Raw genomic sequence first — 23206 nt, forward strand, 5'->3', positions numbered from 1 at the left:
TTTATTGATATACAGAGAAAGGTTTATGTTATATTTAGTGCATAAATAGAGCTTTCCTTTAATAGTATTAAATAAGAAACAATTTGTACATAATTAGGGGGAGTTTTAATGATAATGATGGTACTTAATAAGAGTAAGCTCAAAAAAATTATAATACTAATTTTAGTGATATTATTAGGATTATCAGGAGGGGTAATGGTATTAAAATTGTTTAACAATAAGCCCGTTTTTAACTTGTTTAATGGAGTAGATTTACCATATGAGAGAGGTACAAAAGATAAAAGTGGATACGTTGCATTAACATGCAACGTAGACCTTGGATGGGAAACAGAGTACATAGAATCTATTTTGGAAACTCTTAAAAAAGAGAATGTAAAGATTACTTTTAATGTAACTGGGAAGTGGGCAGAAAAAAATAAAGACGAATTATTGAAGATAAAGAAACAAGGGCATGAAATAGGCAATCATGGATACAAACATTTAGATTATTCGACACTATCATATGAGGATAACTATGAACAAATAGAAACCTCTAAAAAGATAATTGAAGAAATTATAAATGAGAAGACTAAGTTTTTTCAAGCTCCAGCAGGTTCTTTTGGAGCAGAAACAGTAAAGGCTGCTAAAGAATTAGGATATACTTCAATTAAATGGGATGCTGACACTATAGACTGGAAATATAAAGATCAACCAGAAGTAATTATAGATAGAATGAAGAAAAAAGATATTAAAGATAGTAGTATAATCTTAATGCACCCAACTGATGCAACGACAAAATGTATAGATGATATTATAGCAATTGTAAGAGAAAAAGGATTAAAACCAGGTAAACTTAGTGATGTATTTAAGTAGACAAAGTATAAATATTTGATTAAGATTGTATAAGTTGTAGTTGAATTAATTAAAAGACTGACTTATAATGTAATACATATAAAAATAAATAGAATTAGAACATAGTGTTTTCAATAATCCAATGTAACATAAAGAATAAATTTTTAGGAGAATGTAATGTATAAGACAAAAATACTGGAAAATGGGCTTACAATAATTGGGGAAGAAATACCATATCTAAAGTCAATAACGTTAGGTATTTGGATAAATGCAGGGTCTAGAATAGAAGAAGAAGAGGTAAGTGGAACTTCTCATTTTATAGAACATATGATGTTTAAAGGAACCAAAAATAGAACCTCAAAAGAGATTGCTAGCACAATTGACAATTTAGGTGGGCAAATCAATGCATTTACAAGTAAAGAATGTACATGTTATTATGTAAAATTAATAGATGAGCATATAGATACAGGAATAGATGTATTAAGTGATATGATACTAAATTCTAGATTTGATAAAAATGATATAGATAAGGAAAGACTTATAATATTGGAGGAACTTAAGATGTATGAAGATTCTCCAGACGATTTATCTTATGATTTATTAGTCGAAAATATATATGCTAATGATGGTTTAGGGATGAATATAATTGGGACAAAAGATTCTCTATACAATATAACTAAGGAGTCTATGTTAGAGTACTTAAACAAATATTATATTCCAAATAATGCTGTTATTTCTATAGTTGGAAACTTTGATTTTGATGATATGGTAGATAAACTTAAATCTAAATTTGGAAACTGGAAAAAGAGAAACTTAAGTATAGACATAACTGAGGCCAAGTTTAATCCTTGTTTTATATCAAAAAACAAAGATACTGAACAGGTAAACTTAGCTATGTGTCTAAAAGGTATTCCATTTGAAAATGATGATGAAGTTTATTCAATGGCGGTGGTAAACAATATTTTTGGTGGAAGTATAAGCTCAAGACTTTTTCAGAAGATAAGGGAGGAAAAAGGTTTAGTATATTCAATATACTCGTCACAAACACTATACAGAAAATGTGGTGAATTAGGTATATTCGCAAGTATGAGTACAGAAAATTTGCAAGATGTTTATAATTTAATAAAAGAAGAAATTGAAAATATAAGAAAAAATTATCTTACAGAAAAAGAAATATTTGAAAGTAAGGAACAACTAAAAGGTAATTATATATTGGATTTAGAAAGTACTAGCAGTAGAATGATGTCTACTGGTAAATCTATGTTGTTGAGTAAAAAAGTAAAAACTACAGATGAAATACTTGAATGTATAAATAATGTTGATATTAATTCAGTAAAAAAAGTTGTTGATAAGGTATTCAATATAGAAAATATTGGTACATGTATAGTTGGAAGAGATGTAGAAGATATTCTGCATTTGGATTAATATTTTAAAAAGTGAATCTCTGGAGGTATAAAATATGAATTTATCTGAAATAGCAGGTAAGGAAATAGTTAACTTAGTCACAGGAGAAAGATTAGGAGTTATTGGAGAGTGTGACCTTATACTAGATGAAACTACAGGCGGGATATTGGCGCTTTTAATTCCAAAAGAAAAAGGCTTTTTTGCCAGAAGAAAAGATAAGTCATTTTTAGAAGTTCCATGGAGAAATGTAAAAAAAATAGGCAATGATATGATAATTATAGAATATGAGGGATATATTTAGGAGGAAAAAATGAGTATTTTAGTGCAAAAGTTTGGTGGGACATCAGTAGAATCATATGAAAAAATGAATGAAGTATGTAAGATAGTAAAAGCATACAGAGATAATGATGAAGAGTTACAATTAGTATTAGTAGTTTCAGCAATGGGTAGAAAGGGCGCTCCATATGCAACAGATACACTTATAAATCTGTGTAATTCAGTAAATGATGAACCAAATAAAAGAGAACTTGATTTAATAATGTCTTGTGGTGAAATAATATCAGGGACAATTCTTGCTAATTTATTAAATGCAAAAGGTATAGAATCTGTTTTCTTTACTGGTCAACAAGCAGGTATAATTACAAGTGATGAGTATTCTAATGCTAAAATAAAATATATAAACCCTAAAAAGGTAAAAAGAGCATTAGATGATGGCAAAGTTGTTGTTATAGCTGGATTTCAAGGTGTAACAGATGATGGTGAAGTAACTACTCTTGGAAGAGGTGGAAGTGATACATCAGCAGTTGCTATTGGTAAATCTTTGGAATGTGAGACAGTTGAAATTTACACTGATGTAGATGGTATAATGACTGCAGACCCTAGAGTAGAACCAAATGCTAAAGTATTGAGTTTTATAGATTATGAAGAAGTATTTCAAATGGCAGATAAAGGAGCTAAGGTAATACATCCAAGAGCAGTACAGTTAGCTAAAAGTGGAAATATAACTCTAGCAATAAAAAATACAATGAATCCAACTTTTGAAGGTACAAAAATAGGTTCTTTATGTAAGCATTTAGAACAAAATATAGAATATGAACAAGAAAAAGACCTTAAAGTTGCTGTTGCAAATAAAGATAGTGTTGCTCAAGTTAAGATTAAATCAGCAGAAGAAGTGTTTACAGAAGTATTAAATGAAATAGAAAAGAAACTTATAAATATAGATATGATAAATTTCTTTATATCAGAAAAAGCCTTTGTTATTGAAGATGCTGATATAAAAGAATTAAAAGAAATACTAGATAAATTTGAATTAGATTATGAAGTAAATAGAGATTGTGCTAAAGTAACATTGATATGTTCAAGAATAGCTGATGAAATGTCTGGTATCATGTCAAAAGTAGTTAGAGGTTTATCAAAAGCAGGAGTATCTCTTTTACAAACATCAGATTCAAATATGACTATATCTTGTTTAGTTAGTGAAGAAGATATGCATACAGCAGTACATGCAATACACCAACAATTTTATGTAAAATAAGAATCGTAATGCAATTACTTTTATTCAAAATTTAATAATTTTTCGTATATCTTAATATATTTGATTTATTTGGTAAAACTAAGTTAAATATATTTTGATAGGAGTTTTTTTATGAAAGATTATAAAGATGATAATGAAACATTTGATAAAGATAATTGTAGAAGAGATTCTAGCTGTGAGGAAAGAGAATGTATAAAACAATTTGGCACTAGTGAGATGCCTCCTCAGCCTCCTAAAGATACCCAATGTATAACTATAATTGGAGAAATTGAAGGTCATTTTATAGGAAATCCTCAGAAAAAAGCTACAAAGTATGAACATATAATTCCAATGCTTTATTCAATTGAGGAAAGTAATGATGTTAAAGGAGTACTAGTTGTTTTAAATACTGTTGGAGGAGATATTGAGGCAGGTCTAGCTATTGCAGAACTTTTAAATAGTACATCCAAAAAAGTAGTTACTCTTGTATTAGGGGGAAGTCATAGTATAGGTGTTCCTCTTGCTACTGCAGGTGATTACTCATTTATAGCTCCAACTGCAACAATGATTATACATCCTGTAAGAACAACTGGACTTGTAATAGGTATAAATGAAACTTTCGAGTATTTTAAAAAGATGCAAGAGAGAATAATTCAATTTATCATAAGAACATCTAATATCGAAAGAGATATACTTGATAAACTTATGCATGAGAAAGATGAGCTTATAAGTGATGTTGGTAGTGTTTTAATAGGAAAAGAAGCTGTAGATTACGGGCTTATAGATGAAGTTGGTGGATTAAAAGATGCTATTAAAAAATTAAAAGACCTTATAAAAGAATCAGAGGAAGAAAAAAATAATGATTAAAATTTGTTTAAATAATAAAATTTATGATATAATGATGTAATAAAGTAGGAGTGTTAGTGTTAAGGCATTAGCACTTTTTGCTATGAAGGGGTAAAACTTGCTAAAAATAAGGAGTGATATTAATGGCCACGAAAAAGAAGAAAAAAAAGAAGGTAAATACCTTAAGCTTTAATGCAGAATATCATAATTTGATAACAATATTTATAGGTGTATTTTTATTATATAGTTTAAATTCTAATTCTATGGGATGGATACCTGTGATAATGCAAAATCTCTTTAAAGGATTATTTGGAGGACTTTCCATAGCAATACCATTTATAGTAATTATAACAGGACTTCTAGGGTTTTTTGATGGAAATGAATATATATATAGATTGAGAAAGACTAAATTATACTACATAATTATTTTATTTATTTTTGTATTTTATGGATTGTTAAATGCAGGAACTCTTCCTGTAGATAGCCCACTAAAAGGTAATATGTTTGATGATGTTATGAAATTGGGTGTAAGTGGACAAGGTAGTGGCTTAATAGCAACAACCATTGCGTATTATATGAGTAAAATATTTGGTATAGCAGGTGGATGGCTAATAAGTATATTTGCTCTTATACTTTCTATAATGTTTATATTTAATATTTCTATAAAAGGTTTGGTATCAAATGCAAAGTCAAAATCTAAAGCATCAAAAGACAGTAATTTAACTTTTAAAGATAAAATTTCAAATATGAAAAAATCTGCAATAGATATGATAACTGATGAAGTGGACGATACTACTGTAAATAAGAAGCCTGGATTTTTTAAAGGGTTAATGTCAAAAGGTCGTGACAATGAAGAAGATGGTGATGGTGTAGACGATAAGACTATTAAAATAGTTGGTTTTAACAAGGCAGAAGATGAATATTTAGAAATATTAGAAGGAACTCAAAGTATGCCAGAACTAGATGTTTTAAAAGAGTTACAGAAAGCTACAAATGAAAATTCAGTTGTAGAGACTAAACCAGAAAAGAAAGTTGATATAAGCAAATCTAATTTAGATGTAGAAAAAACTCAACCAATAAGCATTGTATCAGAGTCAAATAATGAAGACTATTCAAATTATAAAAAACCTAGTGTTGAACTTTTAAATAAAGTAAATAAAAAATCTGATGAAAATGGCAAAAAGAAGGTTTTAAAAAATGCCTCTCTTTTAGAAAAGACACTTTCAGATTTTGGAGTAGAAGCAAAGATTAATCAAGTTACAGTTGGTCCAACTATAACAAGATATGAGATACAGCCAAGTCCAGGGGTTAAAGTAAGTAAAATTGTAAACTTAACTGATGATATAGCTTTAAGTTTAGCAGCTAAAAGTATAAGAATTGAAGCGCCAATTCCTGGGAAAAGTGCAATTGGAATAGAAGTTCCAAATGAGGAAGCTCAAATGGTTGGAGTAAGAGAAGTTCTAGAAAGTGAAGAGTTTAATAATTTTGATTCTCCTCTTGCAATGGGGCTTGGGAAAGATGTAGCAGGCAAAATTATAATTGGAGATATAGGTAAGATGCCACATTTACTTATAGCTGGTTCTACAGGTTCAGGAAAGAGTGTCTGTGTAAACACTTTGATAAGTAGTATATTATATAAGGCAAACCCTGATGAAGTAAAATTACTTTTAATAGACCCAAAAGTGGTTGAACTTGCAAATTATAATGGAATACCACATCTTCTGATACCTGTAGTTACAGACCCTAAAAAAGCTGCTAATGCCTTAAACTGGGCAGTGACAGAGATGAATAGAAGATATAAACTATTTGCAGATGCTCAAGTAAAAGATGTAACAAGTTATAATGAAAAATCAGAGGAAAAATTACCTAAAATAGTAATAATAATAGATGAGTTAGCAGATTTAATGATGGCAAGCGCAAATGATGTAGAGGATTATATTTGTAGATTAGCTCAGATGGCCAGAGCTGCTGGAATGCACCTGATTGTAGCTACACAAAGACCATCCGTTGATGTCATAACAGGTGTTATAAAAGCTAATATACCGTCTAGAATAGCATTTGCAGTGTCATCTCAAACTGATTCAAGAACAATACTTGATATGGGTGGGGCAGAGAAACTTTTAGGTAAAGGTGATATGCTATTTTATCCACTTGGAGCGGCAAAACCAGTTAGACTTCAAGGTGCATTTATATCAGAAAGTGAGTCAGAAAGAGTAATTGATTTTGTAAAAGACCAGGTTAAGGATGGAATAAAGTATGAGGAAGATATAATTGAAACTATATCTAAAGTTAATACATCAAAATCTAGCGATGAGGATGAATTTTTAAGTGAGGCAATAGAATTTGTTGTAGAAAGTGGTCAAGCATCTGCTTCTATGTTGCAAAGAAGATTTAAAATAGGATTTAATAGAGCGGCTAGACTTATTGACTCTATGGAAGAAAGAGGTATAATTGGAGCTAGCGAGGGAAGCAAGCCAAGAAAGGTACTAATAAGCAAACAAGATTTGCAGAATTTAGAAGGTGAATAGAATTGTCGGTTATAGAAATAGAAAAGGCACTTAAGCTAGAAAAAGTAGTTTTTGTAGATGTAAGAACAGAAGGGGAATATGAAGAAGACCATATATTAAATGCTTTTAATATGCCCCTTTTTAAAAACAATGAGCATAATGAAGTTGGAACTATTTATAAGATGCAGGGAAAGCATGAAGCAATACAAAAGGGATTTGATTATGTATCGTATAAGCTAAAGGATATATATTTACAAGCAGCAGAGCTTACAGCAAATTATGATAATATTGTCATATATTGTGCAAGAGGCGGAATGAGAAGTGGAAGTATAGTAAATGTATTGTCATCATTAGGTGTAAATGTTTATCAACTTGAAGGTGGATATAAGGCTTATAGAAACTTTGTATTGGATTACTTAAGAAATATAATGAATACAAAGAACTTTATATCTGTGCATGGATTAACTGGCTCAGGAAAGACTGATTTATTGCATTTATTGAAGAAAAAAGAAATAGATGTATTAGATTTAGAAGGAATAGCTAAAAATAGTGGTTCAACTTTTGGTTTTATAACATTTGATGAGAAGCCACCATCTCAAAAGAACTTTGAAACTAAATTATTTGAAAGTATATTTTTCTCAAAAAAGGATTATATATTTGTTGAAAGTGAAAGTAAGCGAGTTGGAAGTGTCACAGTTCCTAATGAAATCTTCGATGCAATGATACGAGATGGGTATCATATACTACTGGAATGTGATATTGATAATAGAGTCAATAGACTTTGTAGAGATTATATTTATGGTAAAGATGAAGATAATATATTGGTTTTAAAAGAGTGTATAAATAAATTCAGAAAAAGATTGGGTCATAAAGCAGTAGATGAATATATTGATTTATTAGAATTAGGCAAATATGAAGAACTTGTAAAAAAATATCTTATAGAATATTACGACCCACTTTATATGCATTCAGTGGAAAAATATAAGTATAATAAAATTGTAAATTTTGATGACACACAAAAAGCCCTAGAATATGTTATAGGCTTATATGAGAGCATATTGGAAGGAGAGAAAAAATGTTAAAGATAGCATTAGAATCATTAGGATGCTCAAAAAATTTGGTGGATGCAGAAATAATGATGGGAATTTTAAATAAAAAAGGTTATAAATTGATAGGAGATTTTGAAGAAGCTGATGTAATTATAGTAAATACTTGTGGGTTTATAGAGTCAGCTAAGCAAGAATCAATTGATACTATAATAGAATTTGCAGAATTAAAACAGACTGGGAATCTAAAGCTGTTGATAGTAACAGGATGTTTAGCTCAAAGATACTCTGAGGAATTAAAAACTGAAATTCCAGAAATAGATGCAATAGTTGGTACAGGAAGCTACCAAAATATAGATGATATACTTAAAGATTTGAGTGAGAAACATCAAATTGTAAGTCTTGATGATATAGAGTTTGTATTTAATGAGGACTTACCAAGATATCTATCTACGCCTAGCTATATGGCATACTTAAAAATTGGAGAAGGATGTTCCAATAATTGTACTTATTGTATAATACCTAAGCTTAGAGGTAAATATAGAAGTAGAAGATTTGAAGATATAATTAAAGAAGCAAATAAATTGGCTGAATCTGGAGTAAAAGAACTTGTAGTTATAGCTCAAGATACTACAAAGTATGGTTTTGATTTATATGGTAAAGAGAGATTACCAGAACTTTTAGAAGAACTTGCAAAGATAAATGGGCTTAAATGGATAAGAGTCATGTACTCATATCCAGAATCAATAACAGAAGAATTGATTAAAGTTATAAAAGAACATGATAATATATGTAGCTATTTTGATATGCCAATACAACATGCAAGTAACAGTATTTTAAAGTTAATGAATAGAAAAACTAGTAAAGAGGATATATTAAATAAAATTAAACTTATAAGAAAGAATATACCAGATGCTATACTTAGAACTACAATAATAGTAGGTTTTCCTGGTGAAACAGAAGAAGATTTTAAACAGCTTGTAAATTTTGTCAAAGAAGTCAAATTTGATAGGTTAGGTGCATTTGCATATTCAAGAGAAGAAGATACACCAGCAGATAAATTACCAAATCATATAGATGAAGAAGTAAAAATACAAAGAAGAGATACTTTAATGATGATTCAACAAAAAATATCTGAAGAACTTAATGATAAAAAAATAGGAAAAACATATGAAGTACTAATAGAAGAGCAAATAGAAGATAATGTATATACAGGAAGAACACAGGGCGATGCAGAAGAAATTGATAGTATAGTATATGTAAAAAGTGTAGATAATCTTGAAGTAGGAGAATTCGTAAGTGTTCAAATAAATGATGCAATGGAATACGATTTAATGGGAGATGTTGTATATGAACTTGCCTAACAAATTAACTTTGTTTAGAATATTTTTAATTCCAGTATTTGTTTTAATAATGTTATTTAATGTACCAAACAAGTTTTTATTAGCTTGTATTATTTTTATAGTAGCTTCAATTACTGATGCACTAGATGGAAAAATAGCTAGAAAGTATAACTTAGTCACTGATTTTGGGAAGTTTATGGACCCATTAGCAGACAAATTATTAGTAATCTCAGCACTTACATGTATGATAGAAGATGGTCTAGTAAGTAGTTGGATGGTAATTATAATAGTAGCTAGAGAACTTACAGTTAGTATATTGAGGGCTATAGCAGCTGCTGATGGAAAAGTAATAGCAGCTGGTGGCAGTGGAAAACTTAAAACTATAACTCAAATGGTATCAGTAGTGATTTTATTGTTAGGAGCTCAGTTTGAAAATGAATTAATACTAAATATAGGTGGAATTCTTATACTTATAGCAACACTGCTTACTTTATATTCTGGATGGGAATACCTATATAAAAATAAAGAACTTTTCATGTCCTCAAAATAGAATATTATCATTTAAAAAACATAAATTGATTGATTAATAAATAAAAAATAGCAACTTAAAACTTTAAAAATGTAAAAAAGGGTATACTATTATAGTATACCTCTTTTCTTTTTCGGTAATATTTTCTTTTGTGTATATAATTATTGATAATGGTTTATAAATAAAATGTAGCAAATAAAAATATAATCATTAGGAGCGTTTTTAAATTGACTAGGTTTGATTTATGTTATATAATTAATATATAACAAGAGAACAAATGTTTGTAGATAAATGAAGGGATGGTATAGAGATGAGTGTAGATCAAGAAAAATTAAAAGCGTTGAATGAAGCTTTAGGTAAAATTGAAAAAGATTTTGGTAAAGGTTCAGTAATGAAATTGGGAGAAGCAACGTCTATGTCTATAGATGTTATATCAACAGGAGCAATCGGTTTAGATATAGCTATTGGTATAGGAGGTCTACCTAGAGGGAGAATAGTTGAAATATATGGTCCAGAATCTTCTGGTAAGACGACTGTTGCACTTAGTTGTGTAGCATCAGCTCAAAAAAATGGAGGAATAGCTGCATTTATAGATGCTGAACATGCACTTGACCCAGTATATGCAAAAGCATTAGGTGTGGATGTTGATAATCTAATCATATCTCAACCAGATACAGGAGAACAAGCCTTAGAAATAGCAGAGGCATTAATAAGAAGTGGTGCAATTGATATAATAGTAATAGATTCAGTTGCAGCATTGGTTCCAAAAGCAGAAATAGACGGAGATATGGGTGATTCTCATGTAGGTTTACAAGCTAGACTTATGTCTCAAGCACTTAGAAAATTAACTGGTTCGATTAAAAAATCAAATTGTGTTGCTATATTTATAAACCAATTAAGAGAGAAAGTAGGAATAATGTTTGGAAATCCAGAAACGACTACTGGAGGACGTGCATTAAAGTTCTACTCATCAGTTAGATTGGATGTTAGAAAAATAGACACAATAAAACAAGGTGACAAGGTTATAGGAAGCAGAACAAGAGTTAAGGTTGTTAAAAACAAAGTAGCACCACCATTTAAACAATCTGAATTTGATATAATGTATGGAGAAGGTATATCAAAAATTGGAGATCTTTTAGATATAGCTGCTGACATAGATATAGTTAAAAAATCAGGTTCATGGTATAGTTACAATGATACTAAACTTGGACAAGGAAGAGAAAATGTAAAAAAATTCCTAGAGGATAATATGGATTTAACTAATGAAATAGATGAAAAAGTTAGAACATTTTACAATTTAAATGAGGTTAGTGAAGAAGCCGGTACTTTGGTATCAGAAGACGTTGTTGAAAAATAAGTGAAAATATAAAAAAATAACTATTAAATAAGGACATACCACGCTCCCTATTAGCTTGACACAATGTTGAAAAAATTATAAAATTAAGTGAGGATAAAATATCTAAATTTAATTTTAATTATTAGGAATATTTTTTAATCATAGTGATGACATTTTGGGATTATTAACGAAGGAGGTGGATGTCATAGATAGTGTAGTAATGATTGTAATAGGTGCAGCTGTTGGTATTATAGCTGGATATTTTGTTAGAAAAAATATATCTGAAGCAAAACTTGGACAAGCTGAAAACTTGGCCAAAGAAATAATAGATAAAGCACACCACGACTCAGAAACAGTACAGAAAGAAAAGTTATTAGAAGCTAAAGAAGAGATCCATAAGTGGAGAACAGAAGCTGAAAGAGAAAACAAAGAAAGAAGAACAGAAGTACAAAAGTATGAAAAAAGAGTAGTACAAAAAGAAGAAGTCTTAGATAGAAAATTACAAAATTTAGAATCTAAAGAAGTAAATCTAAGTGAAAAATTAAAGACAGTTGAAAAGAAAGAAGAAGAAGTCGAAGTAATAAAAACTCAACAATTGGAAAAATTAGAAAGCATATCAGGAATTACATCTGATAAGGCTAAAGAAATTATTTTAACAAATGCTGAGAGAGATGTAAGACGTGAAATGTCTATAATGATAAAAGAGATAGAAGGTCAAGCTAAAGAAGAAGCTGATAAGAAATCAAGAGAAATTATAGGATATGCAATTCAAAAATGTGCAGCAGATCACGTAGCTGAAACTACTGTTACAGTAGTAAGCTTACCTAATGATGAAATGAAGGGTAGAATAATAGGTAGAGAAGGTAGAAATATAAGGACTCTAGAAACTTTAACAGGGATAGACCTTATAATAGATGACACTCCAGAAGCAGTAATTTTATCAGGATTTGATCCAATAAGAAGAGAAATTGCAAGAATTGCTCTAGAGAAATTAATAGCAGATGGAAGAATACATCCAGCTAGAATTGAAGAAATGGTTGAAAAAGCGAGAAAAGAAGTTGACAATATTATAAAAGAATATGGTGAACAAGCTGCATTTGAAACTAGTGTACATGGAATTCATCCAGAATTAATAAGATTATTAGGTAGACTTAATTATAGAACTAGTTATGGACAAAATGTTCTTAAACATTCTATAGAAGTTGCTCATATAGCTGGTATAATGGCTGCTGAGATAGGTGCAGACATTAGATTAGCTAAGAGAGCTGGTTTATTACATGATATAGGTAAGGCTGTAGACCATGAAATGGAAGGTACACATGTTGAAATAGGTATGGATTTACTTAGACGTTATAAGGAATCTAAAGAAGTTATACATGCTATGAGTACACATCATGGAGATTATGAGCCTCAGACCGTAGAAGCTGTATTAGTTACAGCAGCAGATGCGATATCAGCTGCTAGACCTGGTGCTAGAAGAGAGACTTTGGAAGCTTATATTAAGAGACTTGAAAAATTAGAAGAAATAGCTAATTCATACGAAGGTGTAGAAAAATCATTTGCTATACAAGCTGGTAGAGAGATTAGAATAATGGTAAAACCAGAAGCCATAAATGATGAAGAAATACACTTATTAGCGAGAGATATGACTAAGAAAATAGAGGATGAGCTTGAATATCCTGGACAAATAAAAGTAAGTATAATAAGAGAAACAAGAGCTATAGAATATGCAAAATAAAATATAAATATCTAAATGATAACAAAAATATTTTTAAAAATTTAAATTTGCCACAGGATAGAATGATTTATCCTGTGGTTTTTTAATTTTTAGGGCTTAAAATGATACAATTTGAAATAAGTATAAAGGGGATAAAGATTAATTAATTATAAAGAATTAATAAAATTAATCCTTATATACACATTGTTTGTATAATTATTTAAGTTTGTTTGATATAATGAAGTGATAAAATAATCTATTATATGACAAATTATAGTTAGGCAGAATTGACTATAGGAATGTCATATCAAAAAACTTTTAATCAACGTTATTGTGAACGATAAATAATATATTTGAAAAAAATATAAATCTTTTTAGACTTTTAATTTTGATGATGTGCTTTATATGATGTATTTGTATATTTCTGTTGTTTTATAAAAAGTAACAGATGAATATAAAAATTTAAAGTTTTAAAGAGTTTACTACTTGAAATAATTATATTTAAAGAAGGTGAAAATACAATGAAGCCAAAGTGAGGGTTAAAGAGGGGACATACTATGAAAAAAAATACACTTTTACATACAAATGTTATTGTTTGCACTATTATTACTCTTGGTTTTGTAGCTACTTCTGTAATTGGATACCAATCTAATACTAATATTTTTAAAAATGATATTGAGCATGTATCCACATTGGCTGCTGAAGGTATCTATTATCAGATAGATAAACTCCTTTCAGAACCTATAAATGTATCTCTTACCATGGCAAATGATAGTTTATTAAAAAACTTTTTAGATGGTGAGAAAGAACATATAAATGATGAGGAATTTACTTATAAATTACAAGATTACTTGAATGCATACAAGAATAAATACTCATATGATTCTGTTTTTCTAGTATCCGCTAAAACAAATAACTATTATCATTTTAATGGGCTTGATAGAAATCTTAGTGTTAATAATTCAGAGAATCAATGGTATTATAATTTCTTAAAGAATAATGATGAATATTCATTAAATGTTGATAATGATGAAGCAAGCAATAATAGTATTACAGTATTTGTAAACTGTAAGATAAAAGATGATAATGGATCAACTATGGGAATTATAGGAGTTGGATTAAAGGTTAATTCATTACAAATGTTGCTTAAAGAATATGATGATAAATTTGATGTTGTAGCACATTTAATTGATGATAAAGGATTTGTACAATTAACATCAGAAAAAACTGGTTATGAGCATATAAATTTCTTTGAAAATTCTAGTAGTGATTTATATGATTCAAAGGAGTTAATATTAAATAATAAAAAAGAGCAGAGGAGTTTTTGGCATTCATCTGAAAAATCAAAAAGTTATGTTGTATGTCAGTATATATCTAGTTTAAAATGGCATCTTGTTTTAGAGACTGATTTGACTGTAATGAGTAAGCAACTTCAGATACAATTTTTAAAAGGAATTGCAGTTATAATTTTGATTATAATATTTGTACTTTTTACAATTACACGTGTACTTAAGAAGTATAAAAGTCAAATAATGAAGCTTAGTGTTTCTCAGAAATTAGAATATCAAAAGTTGTTAAGTCAATCTACTGAAGAACTTTATGAAAATATTTTTGAGATTGATGTTACTAATAATAGAGCTGGTTGTGAAGATTCAAATAGATATTTTCATGAGTTTGGCTTAGGGCTTAATACACCATATGATGAAGCACTATATACAATTGCTAAAGAACAAATCAAAGGAGAGTATGCACAGGGTTATTTAGAGACGTTCTTACCAGAAAATGTTCTTAAGTGTTATAATAGCGGAATTAATAATATAAGCTATGATTTTTTAATTAAGAAAGATGGGGAAAATTATCACTGGATTAGAATTAATGCACGAATTTTCTTTTGGACATCAGATGAATCTGTTCGTATGATATCTTATCGTAAAAATATAGATGAGGAAAAAAATAGAGAATTATTACTACTTGAACGCTCTCAACTTGATTCTCTTACTGGCCTTTACAATAAGGGTGTAACAGAGGAATTTATTAGTTCATTTCTAGAAAACAAGAACAATCAAGATTCAGAACATGTTTTTCTAATATTTGATATTGATGATTTTAAAAATGTAAATGATAAATATGGTCATGCATTTGGAGATTTTATTATAAATGAATTTGCATTAGAATTGAAATCTCAATTTCGAGAGGATGATATTATAGGACGTATTGGTGGAGATGAGTTTGTAGTATTGATAAAAAACTTTAATAGCAATAACTATGTACTTATAGATAAATTAGAGCGTTTTTGTTCTAAAATTAATCAGAAGAAATTTGCTGAGCAAGAGGAGTTTTCTATTACATGTAGTATTGGTGTAGCAATGTATCCTGAACATGGTTGCGTATATTCTGAGTTATATGAAAAAGCAGACCAAGCACTTTATTATGCAAAAAGCCATGGGAAAAATTCTTATCATGTATTTTCGGATGATTCTATGGATAGTATGTCATTTCACATAAACCCTAGAGATATAAAAGTATTATTGGAAATGGCTACTGATGGTATTGTCAAATTTGCTTGTATGGAAAAGTTGAAATTACTTTATTTTAATCAAAAAATGCTTGAATTCACTGGATATTCTGCACATGTTGTTTCATCTGCAAACTTTGATGTTCTTTCACCAGTATTACAAGATGACTTACAAATAGTACTTAATACATTAGGAGAAGCAATTTCTAAGAGAGAGACTTTTGAAGTGGTTTTCCGTTTGTGTCATACAGATGGTCATATTTTCCCTGTAAGAATGCAAGGTACATTTGTAAACGAGTTATATCAAAATCGTTATCCTGTTTTTTATGCGATTTATACAGATATATCAAGTCTTAGTCTCATATCAGAAAATAAAAATTAAATATCACAGCAAAATATAAAATTTAATATAATAGTATCAATATACAAAGATTATAAATAAAACCTGCTAAAAATCAATCTATTTTTATTAGCAGGTTTTTAAATTTTTTAATACTAAGTTTTTATATTTCTAGACGAGAAGATTCGTCATTTTAAAGATTTTACTTATTATTTTAAACATTAATTATGAAATTTATCAATTTATTATCTACATAAAATATTTTATAACAATAAATATCTATAGTTATTGCAATTTTTCTTTAATAGTTTTGTATTTATTTGTACTTATTTTGAATTTGTTTGCTAAATTTGCCTATAAAAAGTATATATAAAAATATAGTTTAAAATGGTATAATTAATTATAACAGAAGGAGGTAATGTAAGTGAGCCAATACATAAATATAAACTCTCAGTTAGACGCCCTGAAATTGAAAGAATTCGAGAAAGTATTTTACGAAAATATCAATGAGGACGTTAAAGTAGTGCCAAAAGTTACTCCTTTTAAAGGAATAAATACTGACTTGTTGTATATAAAAGATGGAAAAATTTTATTTATAAAATTTATGGATACAACAGAAGATATATATTTTATTTTGGAAGAAGAGTTACTTGAAGTTATGCATGAGGAATATGAGCTTTTGAAACTAAAAATGAGACAAAAGAATAGAAATATAAGCTATAATTATGTTTATATTATGCCATATGTTGAAGTAGACGAAGCTTATGAGTTTGAAGAATTTGTGAATAATAATATAATAGATAAAAATAAGCTTCAAGATATAATGGCTAGTGCTTCACTGGATGAATATCTTAAGGAAAAAAATGATGAAATAAATTTAAATTTATTTTTATTAGATATATGTTCAGAATACTATATAATAAATGACACACTTCACCTAAACGAAAAATTTAAAAAAATTTCCTTCTACAATGATGACTATAAATATACAGCAACTATGATGGAAGAAATTCAAATTAAAGATGCTATTTCTATTAAATATGGAAATACACTTATTGAAGGCGGTTCTGGTATAGGGAAAACGGCAAATATGCTTTCTAGAGCTATAAAACTGGCAAAAGTATATCCACATCATAAATTACTAATATTTACACATACAAAACAACTATGTAATGAACTTCGAGAAAGAATTGAATTATTATATAAAGATAACAACAATTTAGAAGTTCATACATTTAGTTCTTTTATATTTAAATTAGCTAAAAAATATAATCTAATCATTGACTACAATATGTTAAAAAATGATTATGAAAAAACATTTAATAATCTTGTAAAGCAAGCACAAAACATTATAAAGAATAAAAACATGTTTAAGGCTATTTTCATTGATGAAGCAGAAAGTTTTTTAGATTATGAAATAGATTTTATAAGAGAGTTTTTATATAAAACAAAATTCATATTTAATGTGTATTCTTGTAACTCTTTAAATATCTTTAATAGATTAAATATATTTAGGAAACTATATAGTAATATAGAGTTTGATGATAAAATCATATTAAATAAAAATTATAGGCAAGCTAAAGAAATTGTTGATTTTACAAATAATTTTTCAAATAATTCTAATGCTTATATTAATGAATTAAGACCTAATACAAAGTTTAATACTTTTTTTAATACAAAAGCACTTAGAGGTGGTAATAAGTCGGTTGATATAATAAAAGTAAGTGATTTAGATGACCAAATAAGTTCTGTAATATGGGAAATCGAATATTTGATAAGCAAAAAAGGTCTTGATTATTCTGAAGTTGCTATTGTATATCCTTATAATAAGAAGAAATTAAAAAGTGGAAAAACTATTTATTTTCAATACATGTTAAAAAAGGCATTAGAAGAAGCACAAATTCCTTATATATGTGCAGAAGATAACTTAACAAACATAAGTAAGAAGATAGGAACGACAATAGCAAATATATATACAATAAAGAATTTAGAATATAAATCGATAATAATATGTGAGTTAGAAATGTTATATAATCAAACAATAAATGATACAGAGCAAGATTATCAAGTAAATGACTTTGTAGGTGATTTAAATAAGGTTTATTTGGCTATGAGCAGGGCAACTGACTATCTAAGTATAGTAACAACCTTTAATGAAGATGCAAGTGATATAATAAGAATTATTACAGAATCAAAAGAGGATAGGAAATAAAACGTATTTTGAATTCAAAAAATTAAAAGAGACTGAATTGTGTGGAATAAATATTACCAATTCAGTCTCTTATTTTTTTAACTTACTTTTCCAATATTATCAAAAGGTAATAATCTTACCATGACCTTACCAATAATTTCATCTTCATCAACCATACCTACATCTGGGAATCTACTATCATTACTATTTTCTCTATTATCACCCATTGCAAATAACTTTCCTTTTGGAACGACTGTATCTACATCTCCAGAAGTATAATTATTATGTATATATGGTTCAGTTATTAATTTGCCATTTACATACACTTTAGAATTGGATATTTTTATACTGTCACCTTCAGTAGCTATAACTCTCTTTATTAAATCTTTTTTCTTTCCAGTATCTCCATCAACTAAATCAGTTTTAAAAACTACAATATCACCTTTTTCGGGTTTACCAACTTTATATGATATTCTATTTAAAATTAAATAGTCTTTATCGTCTAAAGTAGGATACATTGATTCTCCACTAACAATAGAAGGTCTTATAAATTGTAATATTACAAATGCAAGTACAATAGCCATGGCTATTGACTTAATCCAATCAAATATTTCCTTTTTAACACTCATAATTTTTCTCCTTATCATTTGTCATTAAATTAAAATACTCTAGAATAAAAAGAAATAACCAAGAACAACTATACCCAAAATTATTCTATAATAACCAAAGACTTTAAAATCGTGTTTTTTGATATAATCCATAAAAAACTTAATAACTACGATTGAAACTACAAAAGCTACTAAAGAGCCAACACCCAGAATAAGCCATTCAAATCCAGTAAATCCAAATCCAGCTTTTAAAAGTTTTAATGCACTAGCTCCAAGCATTGTAGGAATAGCTAAGAAGAATGAAAATTCTGCTGCTACGTATCTAGAAGTACCAAGTAATACTGCACCGATTATAGTTGAACCAGATCTAGATGTACCTGGAATAAGAGCTAGACATTGGAATAAACCTATACAAAGAGCTAGTTTATATGTAACTTGAGAAAAATCTTTATATTTTGGTCTTTTATTTCTACTTTCAAGTCCTATCATTATTATACCATATACAATAAGAGCAATTGCAACTACTGTTGAATTGAAGAATAATCTGTCTATATCATCCTCAAACAGTATACCAATAACTCCAGATGGTATAACTGCAATTATAACCTTAAGCCATAAGCGAACTGTTTCTTTTTTTTGTTTAGTATTCTTTGCACTATCAAAAGGATTTAACTTCCTAAAAAATATAACAAGTACAGCTAATATTGAACCAAATTGAATTACAACTAAAAATGTATTTATAAATGTAGATGAAAAATTCAATTTTATAAATTCATCAACTAATATCATATGCCCTGTACTACTTACTGGTAGCCATTCTGTAATTCCTTGAACTATTCCCAAAATGACTGCTTTAAAAACTTCAAGCAAACTAAATGTTTCCAAATTTAAATACCTCCAATACAAATTTATAGTAGCATATTTTACTCAAATATTAATAAAATATGCCACCTTTTACTAACTTATAATACCACAGTACTGTGTAGTGCACAATGGAAGATTGATATTTTCATAAAACCTTCATAATTTAAAAAAATAAACTTGAAACTTGTCTATTGAATAAGGGGTATATATGAAGGGGAAATATATGGTATAGTAAAAGTATAACTATTTTATTTTATGAAAAGGAAAGGAGTTATTATGTATAGTACGAAAATATTGGATGATTATGAGTATGAAACTTTTAATGTTTTTTCGACAAAATTAAACCCAAGTACAAAACACGATTATTTATCAAAGGTTATGTTATTTAAAGAGTTTCTAAAAGGAAAAGAATTAATTTATGTAACAAAAGAAGATTGTAAAAATTTTGTGGACTATATACAAACCAAATATGCAAAATCAACCTGTGAAAAGATATATAGTTATTTACATAGTTTTTATAACTTTTTAAAAAAAGAAGGATATATAGATATAAATCCATTTAGACATGTAGAAAAACCAACAGTAACTAGAATAAAGACAAAGGATGATGTTTTAAGCATACAGGAAATAAATAAGCTTATAGGTATTTTACCAAAACTGAATATAAGAGATAGAGTGATAATAGTCTGTCTAGTTACTACTGGGTGTTTATTAAATGAATTAGTTAGCTTAAAGTGGAAAGACCTTATGGTAGATGAAAACGATAACTCGTATGTTAGACTAGGAAAGGGAAGAAAAGAGAGAGTAGTAAAGTTACATCCATACTTTTTTAGGCTTTTAGAAGACTACAGAAATTATTCTGGACTTCCAGAAGTAATAATACCTAATGATGATTTTATTTTTACAACTCAAAAAAGCAATTCTATAACAGATAGAAATGTCAGATTGATAGTAAAAAAAGCATTAGATTTAGCAGGACTTTCTCAATATTCAGCAAGAGACTTTAGACATTCATTTGCAGCAATAAGTTTAAGACTTGGGGCGGATGAGGGTGACGTAAAAAATCAACTTGGCTGGAGTGATAAATACTATGCAATTAGATATAAATATGTATTGAATTTTGTTGATAGCGAGATTGTGGATTATTTAATTGAGAAAGATAATCTAGATATAAATAAAAAGTATTAGCACGTAAAAAACACTCTATATAAATGTGAACAAAAAATAAAAAAGTCTTGTTATAGTTCGTAAAATTATATATAATTATTTATGTACTAATATGTACATAATAACTATACAACAAAAGATTTAAGGAAGGTGCTAATATAATGATAGATAACAAATATACTACGTACTCAAATCCGCTTACAGATAGATACTGTAGTAAAGATATGAGTTATATATTTTCTCCACAATTTAAATTTTCTACATGGAGAAGATTATGGGTTGCTCTTGCTGAAGGTGAGCATGAGTTAGGAATCAATATAACTGAAGAACAATTAGATGAGTTAAGAGCTAATATAGATAATATAAATTTTGATGAAGCTAGAAAAATAGAAAAAGAAGTAAGACATGATGTAATGTCTCATGTAAAAGCGTATGGTTTACAATGTGAAAAAGCTAAAGGAATCATCCATCTAGGAGCAACATCTGCTTATGTTGGAGATAATACAGACGTTGTACAAATGAATGAAGCCTTAAAACTTCTAAGAGTAAAGCTTGTAAATTTAATAAATAACTTAAAAGAATTTGCACTTAAGTATAAGGATATGCCAGCTCTTGGTTTTACGCACTTTCAAGCAGCACAACTTACAACAGTAGGGAAAAGAGCTTGTTTGTGGGCTCAAGATTTAATCCTTGATTTAGAAGACTTAAATTATAGAATAGATAATATGAAATTAAGAGGAGTTAAAGGGACTACTGGGACTCAAGCAAGTTTTTTAAGTTTATTTGAAGGAGACCATGAAAAAGTAAAAGAGCTAGATAAGAAAATTTGTAAAAAAATGGGATATAGTTCTTCTTATGCAGTAAGTGGACAAACATATACTAGAAAGCTAGACTATCAAGTAATAAGTGTATTATCAGGAATAGCTCAAAGTATGCATAAAATGACTAATGATATAAGACTTTTACAAAGTCTAAAAGAATTAGAAGAGCCATTTGAAAAAAATCAAATAGGTTCATCAGCAATGGCCTATAAAAGAAATCCAATGAGAAGTGAAAGAATAGCTTCTTTATCTAAATATATAATATCTGAATCTATAAGCCCTGCAATGGTACAGGCTACTCAATGGTTAGAGAGAACATTAGATGACTCAGCCAATAAAAGATTAGCTATACCTCAAGCTTTTATGGCAGCAGATGCTATACTTGAAATAGGTATAAATGTAACTGATGGGTTAGTAGTATATGAAAATATGATAAATAAACGTGTAAATGAAGAACTTCCTTTTATGGCTACAGAAACAATACTTATGGAAGCTGTAAAAAGAGGTGGAGATAGACAGGAATTACATGAGATAATAAGAGAATATTCTATGAAAGCTGCTTATAGAGTTAAACATGAAGGAAAAGATAATAATTTAATTGAGCTTATAATGAATGATGATTCATTTAAAATGAGCAAGGAAGAAATATTATCTATAATGGACCCAAAAAACTTTATAGGTAGAGCTCCAGAACAAGTTGTAGAATTTGTAAATGAAGTTGTAGAACCAGCTATAAAAGATTATAAAGAAGATTTAGGAAAAGTAGATGTGGATTTAAGAGTGTAAGTTTTATAGATAAAATATAATTAAAAACGGCTATCTTATTTATAAATAAGATAGCCATTTTAATGGGCTAGCGTCTGCTCTTCACCGCTGTGAAGAGTTCTTCCTTATTTACTATATCATGAATTCAATAAAATAGCTATATAAATAATATTTAATCAGAAAAATATAATTAAAAACAAGAAAAATAATAAGATTACTAATTAAATTTAATCATTATTCAAAAACTATTGTACTTGCAATATTTTTAATGTAAACTGAAATAAAGTTAGTTAGATAATTTAATAAATTTTAAAACAACCGAGGTGATTGTATGAAATACGTAGTAAAAGATACTATAAGTTTTTTGGTAAAAACATTTCCTAAGATTTATTCTAGTTTATATTTAGAAGACCTAAAAAAATTCGCACCAGACTATAATGTAAATAAAACACAATTGAGAGCATTAGTATTTATAAGAAATTATGGAGTAATAAGCATGACTGATTTATGCTCTAAATTAAATATAGAAAAAGGCAGTCTAACTAGTATGGTAGATGATTTAACAGAAAAAAAATATGTAACAAGAGAAAGAGATTTAGTTGATAGAAGAAAGTATTTAATTGACATTACAGAAGAAGGAGATAAGATAGCTTCTGATTTTATGGATAAATTAAGTGATGGATTGGAAGAAAAGCTTTCTAGACTAACTGAAGAAGATAGAAAGAACTATCTAGGAGCAATAAATACTCTTCAGTATATATTAAATAAAGATGAATTTAAATAGGAAACTATGAAAAATCCCCTTTTCAAATATTGGTTGAAAAGGGGATTTTTTATCTAATAAAATTTACATAAGGTAAACT

General features: G+C 28.3%; 18 protein-coding genes. 16 read left to right on the forward strand and 2 right to left on the reverse strand.

The window, feature by feature from the left end; genetic code table 11:
* Positions 1-108: 108 nt before the first annotated feature.
* From KGF48_RS00310 to KGF48_RS00370, 13 genes are all read left to right on the forward strand, one after another.
* Positions 109-852: a polysaccharide deacetylase family protein gene (locus KGF48_RS00310; RefSeq protein WP_227827201.1), complete on the forward strand. Its 744-nt coding sequence runs from the start codon at positions 109-111 to the stop codon at positions 850-852.
* A 156-nt stretch (positions 853-1008) separates the two neighbouring features.
* The gene (locus tag KGF48_RS00315; protein ID WP_227827202.1) at positions 1009-2256 is read left to right on the forward strand and encodes a M16 family metallopeptidase; all 1248 of its coding nucleotides are present in this window, start codon (positions 1009-1011) and stop codon (positions 2254-2256) included.
* A 34-nt stretch (positions 2257-2290) separates the two neighbouring features.
* Positions 2291-2536, forward strand: a complete 246-nt coding sequence (locus KGF48_RS00320; RefSeq protein ID WP_003419503.1) for a YlmC/YmxH family sporulation protein — start codon at positions 2291-2293, stop codon at positions 2534-2536.
* Between the two features lie 9 nt (positions 2537-2545).
* Complete coding sequence (gene dapG, locus KGF48_RS00325; RefSeq protein WP_227827203.1) at positions 2546-3769, forward strand: aspartate kinase; 1224 nt, start codon at positions 2546-2548, stop codon at positions 3767-3769.
* Positions 3770-3880: 111 nt separating this feature from the next.
* Entirely contained in the window at positions 3881-4615 is a 735-nt protein-coding gene (locus tag KGF48_RS00330; protein WP_227827204.1) for a ClpP family protease, read from the forward strand.
* Positions 4616-4737: 122 nt separating this feature from the next.
* Positions 4738-7122 (forward strand): FtsK/SpoIIIE family DNA translocase, encoded by a 2385-nt coding sequence (locus KGF48_RS00335; RefSeq protein ID WP_227867629.1) that lies wholly within the window; start codon positions 4738-4740, stop codon positions 7120-7122.
* 2 nt (positions 7123-7124) lie between these two features.
* The gene (mnmH, locus tag KGF48_RS00340) at positions 7125-8183 is read left to right on the forward strand and encodes a tRNA 2-selenouridine(34) synthase MnmH (protein WP_227839909.1); all 1059 of its coding nucleotides are present in this window, start codon (positions 7125-7127) and stop codon (positions 8181-8183) included.
* Complete coding sequence (gene rimO, locus KGF48_RS00345) at positions 8177-9511, forward strand: 30S ribosomal protein S12 methylthiotransferase RimO (RefSeq protein ID WP_227839907.1); 1335 nt, start codon at positions 8177-8179, stop codon at positions 9509-9511. The genes mnmH and rimO overlap by 7 nt, the downstream gene beginning before the upstream one ends.
* On the forward strand, positions 9498-10040 hold the full coding sequence (pgsA, locus tag KGF48_RS00350; protein ID WP_227827208.1) for a CDP-diacylglycerol--glycerol-3-phosphate 3-phosphatidyltransferase: 543 nt from the start codon (positions 9498-9500) through the stop codon (positions 10038-10040). The genes rimO and pgsA overlap by 14 nt, the downstream gene beginning before the upstream one ends.
* Positions 10041-10329: 289 nt before the next feature.
* Complete coding sequence (gene recA, locus KGF48_RS00355) at positions 10330-11376, forward strand: recombinase RecA (RefSeq protein ID WP_227827209.1); 1047 nt, start codon at positions 10330-10332, stop codon at positions 11374-11376.
* A 175-nt stretch (positions 11377-11551) separates the two neighbouring features.
* Positions 11552-13093, forward strand: a complete 1542-nt coding sequence (rny, locus tag KGF48_RS00360) for a ribonuclease Y (protein WP_227827476.1) — start codon at positions 11552-11554, stop codon at positions 13091-13093.
* Between the two features lie 536 nt (positions 13094-13629).
* Positions 13630-15969 carry a diguanylate cyclase gene (locus tag KGF48_RS00365; RefSeq protein WP_227839906.1) on the forward strand — a complete coding sequence of 780 codons (2340 nt, stop codon included), beginning with the start codon at positions 13630-13632 and terminating at the stop codon, positions 15967-15969.
* Positions 15970-16351: 382 nt separating this feature from the next.
* On the forward strand, positions 16352-18139 hold the full coding sequence (locus KGF48_RS00370) for a UvrD-helicase domain-containing protein (RefSeq protein ID WP_227867630.1): 1788 nt from the start codon (positions 16352-16354) through the stop codon (positions 18137-18139).
* 77 nt (positions 18140-18216) lie between these two features.
* On the opposite strand, the gene lepB is transcribed toward KGF48_RS00370, so the two are convergent.
* Positions 18217-18747, reverse strand: a complete 531-nt coding sequence (gene lepB / locus KGF48_RS00375; protein WP_227827212.1) for a signal peptidase I — start codon at positions 18745-18747, stop codon at positions 18217-18219.
* Positions 18748-18786: 39 nt separating this feature from the next.
* Positions 18787-19611: an undecaprenyl-diphosphate phosphatase gene (locus KGF48_RS00380; protein WP_227839595.1), complete on the reverse strand. Its 825-nt coding sequence runs from the start codon at positions 19609-19611 to the stop codon at positions 18787-18789.
* A gap of 255 nt (positions 19612-19866) precedes the next feature.
* Here KGF48_RS00380 and KGF48_RS00385 point away from each other — a divergent pair, with 255 nt between their 5' ends.
* The 3 genes from KGF48_RS00385 (at position 19867) to KGF48_RS00395 (ending at position 23127) form a co-directional block, all read left to right on the forward strand.
* Positions 19867-20778: a tyrosine-type recombinase/integrase gene (locus KGF48_RS00385; protein WP_227839596.1), complete on the forward strand. Its 912-nt coding sequence runs from the start codon at positions 19867-19869 to the stop codon at positions 20776-20778.
* Positions 20779-20918: 140 nt separating this feature from the next.
* Entirely contained in the window at positions 20919-22364 is a 1446-nt protein-coding gene (gene purB, locus KGF48_RS00390) for an adenylosuccinate lyase (protein ID WP_227839597.1), read from the forward strand.
* Between the two features lie 310 nt (positions 22365-22674).
* Positions 22675-23127: a MarR family winged helix-turn-helix transcriptional regulator gene (locus KGF48_RS00395; RefSeq protein WP_227827215.1), complete on the forward strand. Its 453-nt coding sequence runs from the start codon at positions 22675-22677 to the stop codon at positions 23125-23127.
* Positions 23128-23206: the final 79 nt, after the last annotated feature.

Origin of the sequence: Clostridioides sp. ZZV15-6388 (assembly GCF_020657755.1) — a bacterium.
Classification (GTDB): Bacteria; Bacillota; Clostridia; order Peptostreptococcales; family Peptostreptococcaceae; genus Clostridioides.